This window comes from Candidatus Poriferisodalis sp., assembly GCF_965198245.1.
Classification (GTDB): Bacteria; Actinomycetota; Acidimicrobiia; order Acidimicrobiales; family Poriferisodalaceae; genus Poriferisodalis.
This window is the reverse complement of record NZ_OZ240249.1, coordinates 1,080,925-1,093,820: the sequence shown is the minus strand read 5'-3', so window position 1 is coordinate 1,093,820 and position 12,896 is coordinate 1,080,925. Positions and strand designations below refer to the sequence as shown.

The 12,896-nt window shown below is 60.4% G+C and carries 13 protein-coding genes; all 13 read right to left on the bottom strand.

Annotation, left to right across the window (positions count from 1 at the left end):
• Positions 1-131: 131 nt before the first annotated feature.
• Positions 132-434, bottom strand: coding sequence for a hypothetical protein (locus tag ACOCMM_RS05175; RefSeq protein WP_419552124.1), 303 nt, complete (start codon positions 432-434; stop codon positions 132-134).
• A 44-nt stretch (positions 435-478) separates the two neighbouring features.
• Positions 479-1,150: a hypothetical protein gene (locus ACOCMM_RS05170; protein WP_419552123.1), complete on the bottom strand. Its 672-nt coding sequence runs from the start codon at positions 1,148-1,150 to the stop codon at positions 479-481.
• Positions 1,147-2,763 (bottom strand): hypothetical protein, encoded by a 1,617-nt coding sequence (locus ACOCMM_RS05165; RefSeq protein WP_419552122.1) that lies wholly within the window; start codon positions 2,761-2,763, stop codon positions 1,147-1,149. Before ACOCMM_RS05165 ends, ACOCMM_RS05170 begins: the two co-directional genes overlap by 4 nt.
• Positions 2,764-3,151: 388 nt before the next feature.
• Positions 3,152-3,442, bottom strand: a complete 291-nt coding sequence (locus tag ACOCMM_RS05160) for a WXG100 family type VII secretion target (RefSeq protein ID WP_419552121.1) — start codon at positions 3,440-3,442, stop codon at positions 3,152-3,154.
• A 170-nt stretch (positions 3,443-3,612) separates the two neighbouring features.
• Complete coding sequence (locus ACOCMM_RS05155) at positions 3,613-6,930, bottom strand: fibronectin type III domain-containing protein (protein ID WP_419552120.1); 3,318 nt, start codon at positions 6,928-6,930, stop codon at positions 3,613-3,615.
• A 582-nt stretch (positions 6,931-7,512) separates the two neighbouring features.
• The gene (locus tag ACOCMM_RS05150) at positions 7,513-8,088 is read right to left on the bottom strand and encodes a DUF4143 domain-containing protein (RefSeq protein WP_419552119.1); all 576 of its coding nucleotides are present in this window, start codon (positions 8,086-8,088) and stop codon (positions 7,513-7,515) included.
• Positions 8,012-8,401: a PIN domain-containing protein gene (locus ACOCMM_RS05145; RefSeq protein WP_419552118.1), complete on the bottom strand. Its 390-nt coding sequence runs from the start codon at positions 8,399-8,401 to the stop codon at positions 8,012-8,014. The genes ACOCMM_RS05150 and ACOCMM_RS05145 overlap by 77 nt, the downstream gene beginning before the upstream one ends.
• Before the next feature lie 2 nt (positions 8,402-8,403).
• Positions 8,404-8,643, bottom strand: a complete 240-nt coding sequence (locus ACOCMM_RS05140) for a hypothetical protein (RefSeq protein ID WP_419552117.1) — start codon at positions 8,641-8,643, stop codon at positions 8,404-8,406.
• 302 nt (positions 8,644-8,945) lie between these two features.
• Entirely contained in the window at positions 8,946-9,674 is a 729-nt protein-coding gene (locus ACOCMM_RS05135; protein ID WP_419552116.1) for a PIG-L deacetylase family protein, read from the bottom strand.
• Between the two features lie 85 nt (positions 9,675-9,759).
• Entirely contained in the window at positions 9,760-11,250 is a 1,491-nt protein-coding gene (locus ACOCMM_RS05130; protein ID WP_419552115.1) for a Fic family protein, read from the bottom strand.
• A gap of 20 nt (positions 11,251-11,270) precedes the next feature.
• Entirely contained in the window at positions 11,271-11,918 is a 648-nt protein-coding gene (locus tag ACOCMM_RS05125) for a NifU family protein (protein WP_419552114.1), read from the bottom strand.
• Positions 11,919-12,119: 201 nt separating this feature from the next.
• Entirely contained in the window at positions 12,120-12,257 is a 138-nt protein-coding gene (locus ACOCMM_RS05120) for a hypothetical protein (RefSeq protein WP_419552113.1), read from the bottom strand.
• 10 nt (positions 12,258-12,267) lie between these two features.
• Positions 12,268-12,735: a DUF4333 domain-containing protein gene (locus tag ACOCMM_RS05115; RefSeq protein ID WP_419552112.1), complete on the bottom strand. Its 468-nt coding sequence runs from the start codon at positions 12,733-12,735 to the stop codon at positions 12,268-12,270.
• Between the last annotated feature and the right edge of the window lie 161 nt (positions 12,736-12,896).

The window sequence follows — 12,896 nt, the reverse complement described above, 5'->3', positions numbered from 1 at the left end:
CTGTCAAACCCCATTTCGGACAACGCGTCGACCAAGTCTGACAGACGTGCTTCCTCCGTCGCTTCAATCAGGAACTCGCCCTCTGTGCCAACAACGCTCGCCGTCGAAATGCGCCAATGAGGCATGCAGCCTCACCCTTCGTACGGCGGGTGCCGCACATCATCGCCATGCAGTTGAGTTCTAGCTAGAGTACCAGCTGATTCCAATATCTTCGCTGCAAGCCGCATCGCGTCATCGGAGACTGCTGATTCCAGCACAGTTCTTTCCTTCTGCCCAAGCGCTTCATTTCGCGACACGAAACGGTTTTGCACAACGGAAACGTTCGACTCGTTGGACTCCGAGGCATCTGAACAGTCCGAAGACAAACTGAGCACCTTTTGCAGTCGCTGAACTAGTACTTGATCGTCCTCGCGTTCGGGTTCTGCTTCATGCATCTACGTTGTCCCACGTATTGGCGGGCAAGCTCATCACTTCGGTTTCAGTCATCGACGAAGGTAGGGTCATCGGGATAGAGGATCCGCAGCGTGCGAGCTATGCGGTGGAATAGATCGCTGAAGGGCTTTGCATGCTGAAAATTGGTTGTAGAGAACTGCAGCACGATTACAGCATCACCATCAGCGCATGACACGAGATAAGTCTGCAAGAACTGCCGAAACTCAGATTTGAGGTCGCGTCTCCACGTCAGCAAGCGAGTCAATTTCGCCGCTTGATAATCGCCAATCTTGCACACCGAAGGCGGCTCGATATGTGCGTATCGAGCCGTCGAATCGTCCGAGGGCGTATTGTCTGCAAACGCAGAGACCATCGCCGATGCCGACAAGGGCAAGTCGGTGCCTATTTCATCGCGACGCAATGCCGAAACGATCAGCAAGGCGGTCAGCAAGGTATCGTCGCCATCTGAATTGTCTGCTGTTTCGATTGCCAAGAATGAGCTGGCCAACATCACTCGACCGGCCTTGGCCGCCTGCAACGACCACGCCGCCAGAAGTTCGAGTTGGCGAAGCTCCGCCCGGCCCAAGCCACCGCTCTGCTCCATCAGTGACATTTGGTCCTTGACGAAAGCGCGATGTGCGGCTTCCTCAAGAGGAATGTCGTCCCAGGACTCAGGCAGCGACAGGATTACCGAATCCGGCATCAGGGTGCTAGTCATGCCGCTCTCGCAACTGACTCAAAGCCGGCGTCAATCAGAAAGTCAGGCGCTATATCGACGAGTGCGTCGAGACCACAAGGTATCAAAGCAAAGTCGCTGCCCTGTATCGCCGGCTGGCCAATTCGCGAAGATTCGTTCCATGTCGACAACGAATCTTCTAATTCCGAGGCCGAGTGCTCCAATAACCTATCTGTAATGTCGGCGGCGGTTTCTCCCAACTCATCAGGCAGTTGTGAATTGAGTATATCGACCACATTGTCCGCGCTTTTTCGGAATCCTGTACCACCGATTTCGATCCCTCTTGCGGTAGCTTTCATGTCTGCTTCTATCATGTCACCCCCAATGTCAAACACGTCCTCCACACGATCACCCACACCCCTCAGCGTGCCTGACATCACGTCACCCGATTTAGCGATGAACGGCCGTGCAGGCCCGGAATGCAGCGTTGCTCGCCGCTCCATCATTCGCTCAGTGCTATCTGCGAGCCCATGAATCTTGGTCCTTGCTCGCGCACCAAGCTGACCAAGAATATCGTTGAAGCCCTCACCAACATCTCTCAGGGTGTCCGCTGCACCGCTAGCCATGTCATCTACTTGCCTGGCCGCGCGCTTGATGTGCGGACCAGCCCTCTTCATGAGCTTCGCGCCAGCCTTTGCGAATTGACGACCACCTGGAACGAGAAAGCCAGCCATGCTGATGGCGGTGTCGAGCGCGAACTCCGAGAAATCTATGCGATCACTAAGCAGCAAGACAAGGCCAGCGGACACCTTGAGGAGAACCAGGCCTATTTCGACGAGCTTGTAGATTTGTCCAATGATCGGAATGAACTCAAGGAATATCCCGACGAAGTCCAGCACATCCAGGATGTAATTGAGGACCGTATACAGTGCGGCCGCTAGGTCGACGACCAGTTCACTGATTGCCTCCCATACAACTGTAAGCGTCTGCCACGTCCTCTGGAAATGCTCGTGCCAAGGGTCCTTGAGCGCCCACAGTTCGACAGCTCCAAGCCGGCCTGATGTGTGCTCGTTAAGGTCCTCCTCTTGATTGCGTAGCGTGTCCCATTCTCTCGCGCTGTCTTGGACCAAATCGTTGGCCGTCCGCAGGCCACTCCGAGCATCGTCCAACAGGCCTGCCACATGCGCTTGCCGCGATCGCAACTGCTGCAGCCCTGCGCTAGCCGTTGGAATACCTTCAAGTGCCGAGATCTGCTGAGCGATGGCTCTCAGGCTCTGGCCGTGAGTGCCAATATCAGACTCCGTCTCAAGCTTCCGATTCCAGTTGGTCCGAGCGCGTGCCAACGCTGATTCGGCCGCTTGATGCAGTGCCTCCAGATTCCGTTGATGGTCGCTGAAGATGTCCGAAATGTTCAAGGACACCGACGGCACGGCGTGCAACGCTTCAGCGCATTCGCCAATTGCCACATGAAAGGCCGAAGAAGCTTGACCAGTGAAGCCCTCGTTTTGACCGAACCTGATTGTTCCAAGCTCATCCCCGAGGTAGCCGCACTGGTCAGCAATACGCGTGAAAGTGTTCGCTACGTCACCGAACTGAGCCGGCGATCCACAAATGAGCGGATCGTCCTTGCCCAGAGTCTTCCAAGAGAAGTCCATCAGTTTCCTCGATTGCTACGGGTCTTCCGTTCTTCCGCTTTCAAGTACACTGGCCAACTCCTGATCTGCGTCTACGAATGCATCTCGTGCTGACCGAAAGGCGTCAGCAAGCGCAGCCAGCTGGTTCACCAAGTTGTCGCGGTTGTAGTCCCAACGGCGTCCCAACTTGTCGTAAGCCGACTGAACCCGCGGAGCGGAATTGAGGTTGCAACCGCCGTGATTTGAATAGGCCCTGAGATCGTCGGCGGTCCTGTCCAGTCGACTGGACAGGGTGGCAAGGAATCGCGGATCCACTCGGATTGTGCAACCAGTTGGATGTGACATCGTGACATGCCTCCTGACTCATAGGCCGGTCCTGGGACACTCGGCCTACCCTCGGCTCATGCAGCTAGCTGCTCAGCCTTCCCGCGATCTCTTGGTCAGTCTTCTCGATAGTGTCAGCAGCACTCCTCAGGAATTGTCCGAGCCCGTCAAGGCCGTCCATCATCTGGTTCGCTCCCCGTACCCAGTCATCGAATTTCGCCTCAAACGCAATTTGCGTCTGGCCCGTGAACGATTCCGTGAGATTGCTCAGATACGACTTGAGCTTCGCCACCTGATCCTTGGCGGCTTGGCTCTCCTGTTGCACATGATTTGCCATTCCTCGGGCTTCGTCGGCCCGCAGCTTGATTTCTGCCATTTGGTTCTCCTATTGTGTGTTGACATCTTGTGGATCCAATACACCTATCCGATCCCGCCTCATCCCCGGCTGATTTCGCCCATTCCGAAGGGAATCATTGCGATTCGCCATATTCGCTGCATCAACTGCATAGTGCGAACAGCCGGGGCGACCATCAACGAACGCTCCGTTCATGATGAAGATCTGAGTCGGATTGCGTCCACAGCGAGGCGCGCATTCACTGTACCCACGTCGTTGTAATCGTCGCGGGCGCGTGTATCGCGAACCTCAATGCGGACACGACCTTCAAGGTCGTAGGAGCCGAGAGATTGCCATCCGCTCACAGACGCTTGGTCCAACCATGGACCGGCGACATATTCGTCCGCACTGAAAATACCATCGCCGTTCGCATCGGACCAAATCAGATACTGGATATGCGCCGTCGCCCAAGCGGACGGTATCCATACCTCCACATCGTACGCACCATCAACAGCATCGAACTCCCATCGAGCCCAATCGTCCAGGTCATCATCGTTCGAATTGCCAATGGCCAAGGTGAAATGGAATCCATTGCTTCCGTATCCGAGGCGGTCGATGTCTGCGGGAGGCTTCCACCATGTGTACTCACCGCTTCTATCGGTGAGAACCGGATTGTCGTCATACACCTCCTGAGGTCTAGAAGTAGTCGTACTGGACCCGCCATTCGTCGGTATAAGTTGAAGTGCGTCTACCGCCAGTCGCGCATTGATCGGCCCCACATCGTTGTAATCATCACGGGCGTTTGTATCGCGCACCTCAATGCGGACACGACCGCTCAGATGGTATAAGCCAAGCGACTGCCATCCACTGACAGACGCTTGGTCCAGCCATGGCCCACCGACGTATTCGCCATCGGACGAAATCCGGTACTGCACATGCGCAGTGGCCCACTCAGATGGAATCCACACCTGCACGTCATACTGACCGTCGTCAGGATCAAACTCCCATCTAGCCATGTTGTCCGTCAAATCAGTTCCCGAGTTGCCGATAGCCAAGGTGAAGTGAAAACCGTTGCTGCCGAAACCTTGTCTGTCAACATCACTCGGTGGCTTCCACCATGTGTAGGCACCCTTCGCGTCCGTAAGTTCGGGGCGATCGTTGAGCAGAGCACCCGGTGGAATCTCTTCGTCATCGGCAAGCCAATCGAGGACATTTGAATGCGTGCCACCGTGCCATGCACTGTCTCGCAATTCCGCGCCGACTATCACGAATATCTCATTGTCGGGATAACCGAATAAGCAGTCGCGAGTCGATGGCCTATCATTGGATACGGCCGCGTTATATGAGCGATACACACCGCGTGAAACACCTATTTGATGTACGCCATTGTGAGCGCATGCGAGTGTGTGCGCGCCATCTGGGAAGTTCTCAATTTCCACGCGCAGCCAGTAGCACGCGTCGCCCGTGCAGTCAGAGCGTCCTTGAACTCGATCGCCTCTCGATAGATTCACTCTCGGACGAAGTTCAGTCGACGGCAGGGTTGATTTCTCGGTGAAACCGGACCAACCCCCCGGGCCGATGCGGTTCCGAGCGCGTACGCGTACATGGTAGGCGGTGTCCGCCTCCAATCCTGTGATTCGTGTGGATCGCAATACACCCCGAAACGGCCAATCCTGCCAATTGTCTCGACCTGCCGAGCGGTACTGAAGGTCATAGCCTTCAATCTCGGCACCATTAGCCTCGGGAGCACTCCATGCGACACTCACCGCTTCGATCTCAGAGTTCAACAGCGGACTGACTGGTGCTCGAGGAACGAAAGCTCGATAAGTACAGTCGGTCTCGTCGATCCAGCCAAGGTCGCCCAGCTGATAGCAGGCGATATATGCGGCAACCCTCTTGTCGTTTACCGCTATTTCCCGCACATCTCGTTTTGAATCAAAGGATGTATAGCTAAGTAGCGATTCTAGCAGTTCAACTATTTCCCATTGTTCCAAGCCTTCGTCTACCCGGCTATCGGCACACCCGATTCGATCCTGCTTGGAGATATTCGTCTGGTCGATATGGTCACACAATTCGGGGTGATCCACCCAAGGGTGACTAAGATGGTAGAAGGCATGCCCAATCTCATGAGCTACTGTCCCAAGGAATGGGGCTAGCTGGTTTCCTCGCATTTCGAGCGTAGCAACAACCGCAGGCCCGCCTCGGTGCGCAAATCCATTTAAGTCGCCCCGATCGACATGGGCAAGAATGAGAATCTTCCTATTCGTCGGATCGCCGGTAGCGCTCATACACTTCCAAGTTGTACCGTCATCGCTCCATTTGCCTAGGTTACTCCCCTGCCAATCGGCAGCAGTCAGCGTGAGAATCTTGCCGCGCGTGAAGGTGATATCGGCACGAGCGGTCGAATTGTTACCGGATCGATTTGATTGACGCCGGAAAAAATGGCTCACTTCGTTCAATTGCTGCACACGATTCGTAAGTTTATTCAGGTCGTATGCTCCAGATGGTCCGCAATAGTGGACCGTGATGTCTAGCTCGGGATCAGCTTGTTCGAATCCGACATCGAGCAACGGGTCAGGGAAAAGAGGATCGAGAACGACGTCGGCATAGTCAGCCGCGGGTGGAGCGATACCGACGATTCTGCTTGCTACTACACCTTGCGTCGCCCATCGATCGGCACCTTCGAGACGCACGTAATTGGTTCCGCTGAAGTGGTCACTCATCCAACTCGTTGGGATTGCCGCGGGACCACCTACGACGTATTGTGCGTCCGCGTAGTCGTAGTCGTCCTTGGCCTTGGACGAGGGTGGTGTGTCGGTACTCGGGTCGCCGACATCTACGAGGCATCTGCCGTCGCCGTTCGCAGATAGATTGTTGAAGGCTTCGGCGAGCATGTTGGCTGCGGCCCGATCCTCGACCACGCTGAGTTTGACCGCCACGGCGATGGCGCAGCCGGTGTTGGGCGGCAGCTGAGGCGTGCTCGACGGCTGTCCCGCATAGGCGACGACTGGTGCCCCGCGGACCAAGCTGAAGATCGCCGATACAGCCGCAGATTGGGTGTCCCAGCGGTTGCCGCCGGCTATGCGTGTGTAGTTGCTGACACCGAGTGTGGACGTGAGCCAATCATGCGGGATCGCGGCTGGGCCGCCGACTACGAACACTCGGTCGGCTTTCGACAGCTCATTGCGGCTGCCTGGCGGGACCCTGCCGGAAGTTGGGTCGCCTGCGTCTACCAGGCAACGTTGCCCCAGGCCGAGGATCGTGACCGCTGCGGCGAGCATGTTCGCCGCAGCTCGGTCTTCGACCACGCTCAGCTTGGCAAGCACCGCCGTTCCCGCACAATCGCCGTTGAGAGGCGGCTGAGGCACCTGCGCAGCAGCGGCCTGAGGGAAGGCGGCGACTGCGAAGACCGCTGCCAGGACGAACATGGCACCCACGGCGCGACATCGCGATCGGAATCGATGCTGTCCGTCCTCGTGCTTTGTATCGGCATGGCACGCCTTGGCCTCTACCAGTTGAGATCGCAGCATGAGCTGAACTCCTTCATGAGGACTTGGGTGTGGACGCGGCATTGCTGTGCGGTAATCGCCGCAGACGCGCGCGCTGATCAAGACTGCGTAGAACGCACGCGCGGTCGGCGACTGCACGACTGCCGCGCGCAGTCGCGCGCACGCACGACCATTGCGACACGCCTGAGGTCGGCGCGGCAGCCACCGAGCAGACCCGTCTCGGTGCGGTTGCTCCAGAGCGAAGAGTCGCCAGTGCCGGGCCGTACCCGAACACCGTGAAACCGCTATGAGGCGGGGTTACAGCAGATTTACGCGACCAAACGGGGGGGGGGGGGGGTATTCGGGCAGGCTGCGCGGGAGGGCACGCACGCCTCAGCAGCGCAGATCATGCGCTTGCTCGCCGCGGATGGCTCAATGGACATTGGCTGGATGCTAACTGCCTGACGAATGCGTGCATGATCGAATGTCTCGCTCTCATGGGCCGAGCCGATGCGGGTGTCCCGACCCCGCTGGACCTGGTATGGCGGCGCGCAGGTTGTCGCGCCCTGGAATCGCAGCGGCTAGTACGAGTCCGTCGACACAGCGCAGGTCCCGCCCCGCCGGTCACGCCTCCCACAGGTAGAAGATCGGCAGGGCCACGATGCGGGGCCCGAGCCGCAGAGGTTGCTCACCGGCGTAGAGCACGATGCCGCACTCGAACCGGTCGCCGATGGTGTCGCGGAGCCAGCCGAGCGTTTGTGCCTTGCGGCCGTGGGCGCGCATCGCAGCGGTGACCTCGATGCAGACGAGCTTCCCGTCGGCCAGCCGAACGATCAGGTCCACCTCACGCTGGCGACGATCTCGGAAATGATGCAGCGTCGCACTCGAGCCCCCGAACGACAGTTGTTTGCGGACCTCGTTGGCGACGAACGTCTCGTGCAGCGGTCCGCGCAGCGGCTCTGTGGGATCGGACAGCGAGTCAGGCGTTGCCCCCAACAGCGTCGCGGCCAACCCTGAGTCGGCCATGTGCAGCTTTGGGTGCCTGATACGCGCTTGTGCCGGTGCAAAGCCACTGGTCAACGGGTTGATGACCTGCTCAAGACAGACTGCTGCTTGTACCTTGCTAACTGGCCTCCCAGTGCCGAACTTCGAGTTCGGGCATCGGGAAGTCCGAGACGTTGGCCGTGGCGAGTGCGGCACCGACGCCGACAGCTGCGGATGCGATGAGGCAATCGGCCTGGTGCAGCGTGATCCCGCGTGACGCGAACTCGCGACGCCACTGACCGGCCCGTTGGCCCTCAGCGGCGCCCAACAGTGCCAAGCGCAGCGCCCCGACCAGGCGGCGTGCCAGCGGCTCCTCCTCAGGCTGGAGACCACGCCAGATCTCCTCGACCGACACCGCAGATACCCACGGCTCCACACCGACTCGCCGAAGGCCTCGGAGGCGCTCAGCGGCGGGGCGACCTCGCAGGGCGTCGATCAGGACGGTCGAGTCCAACAGCAGGCGGGACACGCTCAGCCAGACCGTCGCGCATCGCCCTGCCGTTGGGCGCGCACCCACGCGGCGGGACCGTCGTCCCACTCGTGCCCCGAGTCCGCGATTGAGCCCAGCGATGCCTCGATCTCGTCCCAGCGGTGCTCATCGTCAAGCCCTCGCCGGATGAGCGAGGTAATGAATGCGCTGCGGCGTCTTGGTCCAGCTCGCCGGTCGATATCGGCCACGATTTCGTCCTCGAGCTGTATGTGCAAACGCATGTGTGTAACAATACACACACCACTGACTCGGCTCGAGCGATGACCTCGATGCAAATGAGCCTGCCGTTGAGCGAGGCGCCGACGCCGTCAGAGATGGACGCGCCGCATTCCTAATGGTGAATTTGCCCTAGATCTAATGTAGAACTTGCCAGGCATCCAGTGGTGCGTTTGCGCTTGAGGCAGGCTCAAGGTTGCCCAGAACATCAGCCTGTCACTCGTTCTGCCAATCGGCGGGACAACGCCGGACGCCTTGGCGAGGCGACCTTCCGCCAGTCCGCCAAGTCTGCGAAGCGCTCGCCGCGTTACACGGCCGGGACGACTCGGAAGGCCTCGGCCAGTCGGCCCTCAGCGAGACCGCCGGCGCGGGCAGTCTCCGTGCTCCACTCGCGCAATCGACCGTCGAGGTCGTCCATGTGCTCGGTCTGGCTGCAGTGCTCGCGCAGCGCTGCCACTTTGGCGTCGAACGCGTCGGTGATGTCGATGTAGCGGTTCGGCTCGGTGCCGATCAGCCACAGCTCGTCCACTGTGTGCGGCTGATGACCTTCATCGAGCAGTTCGAGGAACGCACGAGGATTGCGAGAATCGGGGTAGACCGCCGCCAGCGCGGCAGTGGCAGTGGCCAGATGATCAGGATGCGAGATGTAGATGCGGTCCCAGTCAGGGATCGTCGTCTGGCAGACCACGACATCGGGCCGGACCTTGCGAATCACCCGGGCTATGTCGCGTCTCAATTCAAGGCTGGCCACCACCATGCCGTCGGGATACCCCAGCCAGTGCAACTCGCTCACTCCGACCCGGGCAGCAGCAGCGGTTTGCTCGGCTTGTCGCACCGCTCCCAGTTCGTCGGGCGTATGTTCGAGATCGTCACCGCCGGCTTCCCCGCTCGTCGCCAGGCAGTAGGCCACATGGCAGCCGGCTGAGGTCAGCGCGGCAACGGTTCCCGCCATGCCGAAGTCGATGTCGTCGGGATGCGCCACGACGATCATCGCTCGTGCCGGTGCTTCCAACTCGCCTTGATCAGTGAGGATCACGCCCACTCGGACAATCCACGTGTGCAGCGGGCGAATCGCACCGGACTGGTGCCGAGACGGGCGATGTTCGAGACCACGTCGTTTCCTACTCGCCTCGGCGCCACTGATCGAGGCCGCGCAGCAGCGACTCTTCGAGCCAGCCATCGAAGCGGCGTCCCACCGAGGCCGCAGGCTCCTTGTAGTTGAACTGGAAGAGCTCGCCGCAGACCGGTTCCAACTCGATGATCTGGTGCTCGATGTCGTCGCCCTTCTGGCGGCGATACAAACACATCGACGCTCCGACGAGACCCCGATACTCCCGATTTATTCCATGTAGCGAGAAAAGGATCTCTGAACGACCGCTCTCGGTGACCAGCCCGAGTCGCACCCAAGAGTGCAGCTCGCGCGGGTTGGTCCAGTAGTCGAGGACGGCGTGTCGGGCCGTTTCGACGACTTGGTAGCGGTGCCACGAGCGTCGCTCAGCGTCCTCATCGAGGCCGTAGTCCACGAAGACTCGGCGGGCTTGGCCATCGGCGCCAATTGCGTCGGAAATGTCATTGAGGAGCCCAGAGAACTTCGATCTCGCCATCTGGGCCAACGTGGCCGAGGTTTCCTTGGCCTGCTCCATATCGACGCGCGTCTGCACCCGTTGTTCGCGGAACTGATCGCCGATGGCAGCAATGATCTGGTCTGTCCGTTCTGCCGCTTGCCGCACCTGCTCGCCGATGCCGATCGCTTTGCGGAACCAGGTGCGCTGGACTGCTGCGAACTGTGATGCGAGCGGCCGCAGATCGCCCGAGTCAGCAGCCTTCAGGTTGTCGAGATACCTCACCCGATCCGAACTGGCGACCACGAGCGGGAACCAACCCTCACGAATCAAGACCAGCGATGCGAGTGCGCGGGCGACGCGGCCGTTGCCGTCCTGGAATGGGTGGATCTGCGCGAACCGATGATGCAGCCAAGCGGCCTCTAGCTCAGCCGCGACTCCGTCGGTGGCATGTTCGAGGTGCATCTCGACGAGCCGGTCCATCTCGGATGCGACCTGTTCGGGTGGGCAGTACTCGAAGACTCTGCCGTCAGGTTGCGTCGGATTGTTCGGCTGCAGCTTGTACTCGCCGTGCGTCAGCGGCACTTCGACGGGCCGGCCGAACTGGTCGATGCCCGAAGCCGTGGCTTGCTTGCGCGTCATCAAGGCGTGGAGTTCTTTGATGTACGACGACGAAAGGCTCCGCTGCTGCGTGACAAAGTCGAACAGGAAATCAACCGCCTGGGCCTGGTCGGCGATGATGCCGGCCACGACCTGTGGCGCTTTGTCCGTGGCGTCGTGAGGGATCAGCGACGCGTCGATGCCTTGCTCAATCAGCAGCTGGGTGATTCCCGCGTCGAAGGTGTAGACGCGTTCGATGAGGCCCGTCTCAATCGCCCATTCCCGCTTGAGCCTCTCGTTGAAGTCGTCGACCTGATCGGTGGGCAACTCGCTCTTGACGTCGTCCCACACACCCGAGAGCGACAGCAGTTCGGCGCGGTCGAGGTCGAGGTCTGACTCGGCGAGGTCGGTGATCGGCGACCAACGGTGCGCTATCTCAGCTTCCGCCATCGCTGGAGCAGTTCCGCCGATCAGGTGAAGTAGGGGTTCTCGCCCGAAGCGTGGTCGGTGAGGTCGACCACCCGCTCGATCTCGGGAATCAGCTCACGCAACGTGCGCTCGATGCCGGCGGTGACGGTGGCGTTGGCCATGCCGCAGCCCTGGCAACCGCCTCCCAGCTTCACAACCACCGTGTCCCCCTCGACAGACACCAGTTCGGCGAAGCCGCCGTGGGCCGCAATGGAGGGGTTGATGCGCTTCGTCAACACCTCGCGGACATTGTCTTCGACGGTGCCGTCGAGGTCGAGCGCAGCGTTGGGTCCGAGGTCCGGACGGTTCGGGTTGCGCAGCACCAGGCCCGGCTGGTTGGAGTTGGACGGCAGGTCCAGCGAGGCGCCGTCGAGCTTGGCAACGTCGCGATCTGGAATCAGCACCGTCAGACCGTTCCCAACCGCGAATGGCACGTCGGCAGCGTCGGCCTCGGCCAGCAGCTCGAAGGCGAGGTCGTAGGTGTAGTCGACGCCTTGAGCGCCCGTCACCTCGATGCGAAGCGCCAGCTGGTCGCCGTCGACCTCGCTGTTGCGCAGCTCGATCACCTTGGAGAGCGCGTCCGGCGCGACCGCGAAGGTCTCGCGTCGCGTTTCCATCATCGATTCGCGCACGGTGTCGCTCAGGGCCATGCGGTCAGCCTACTGACGGCACCCCTCGAGTCCGAGGGCGGCTTCGAACGGTGGTGCCGAACCCCTGGGCGGTAATGTCCCGCAGGCTCGCTGGGCTTCTCACTCGGAGGATGCCACGTCGACGAGGGGACCTCCATGGCATTCCGCGCATTGATGCTGAAAGAGCAGGATCGCACCGTGTCGGCCGATGCGTCCGGCCAGCTAGAGCACCGAGGCGATTGCTGCGAACCCGGTCAGCAGCATCGCCGCGACGACGAGGACCGCTGTCCACCACACGCCGGGGCTGCGCTGGCGCAGAGGACGCAAGTTGCCTGCGGCGTCGTAGCGATTTCGTGGCATACCGCGGTGACTAGCCCTTCAGTCTCCACTCGATGGCGCCGATCTCATTCTGGACCTCGACCTCGATGTCTTGCGTGGCTCCCGTATCGGTCCGCTCGAGCGTGCACAAGAAGGTATGGCCGACCGAGACCACGAGGTACTGGTCATCGCCGCAGTCCGCTTGAACGCTGAAGCCCAGCGCAGTCGCCGCTTCGGCACCAAGGGCGGTTTCGGTGGCGTTCACCTGCATCACCGCCTGTCTGGGTCGGACTTCACGGCGGCCCTGCTCGTCGATGATGGTCACTTGCGCCTCGTAGAACGCTCCCTCAACCTTGCCGTCGCACAAGAACGTCGAACCAGGCCTGACGGGGGCGTCCGGGGGACAGGAGATGTCGGCAATCGCCGCCGGTGCCACCACGCTCTGCAGGTAGGCCTGAACCTCGCGTTCGACCTGCGTCTGCTCGGGTCCGCCGCCACAAGCCCCGAGAACCTCTGCCATCAGCAGCGCCGTGACGGCGCTCCACGCAAACCGACCGGTACGATGCGTCCTCGCCGTCCGCGCGCGCACGCAGGCTGTCTCCGGCGCGGACGGTCTGGTCAATGTGCCGGCCTCCGGGTAGGACTGACGGGACACTAGCCCACCGCTGCCGAACGGCTTGC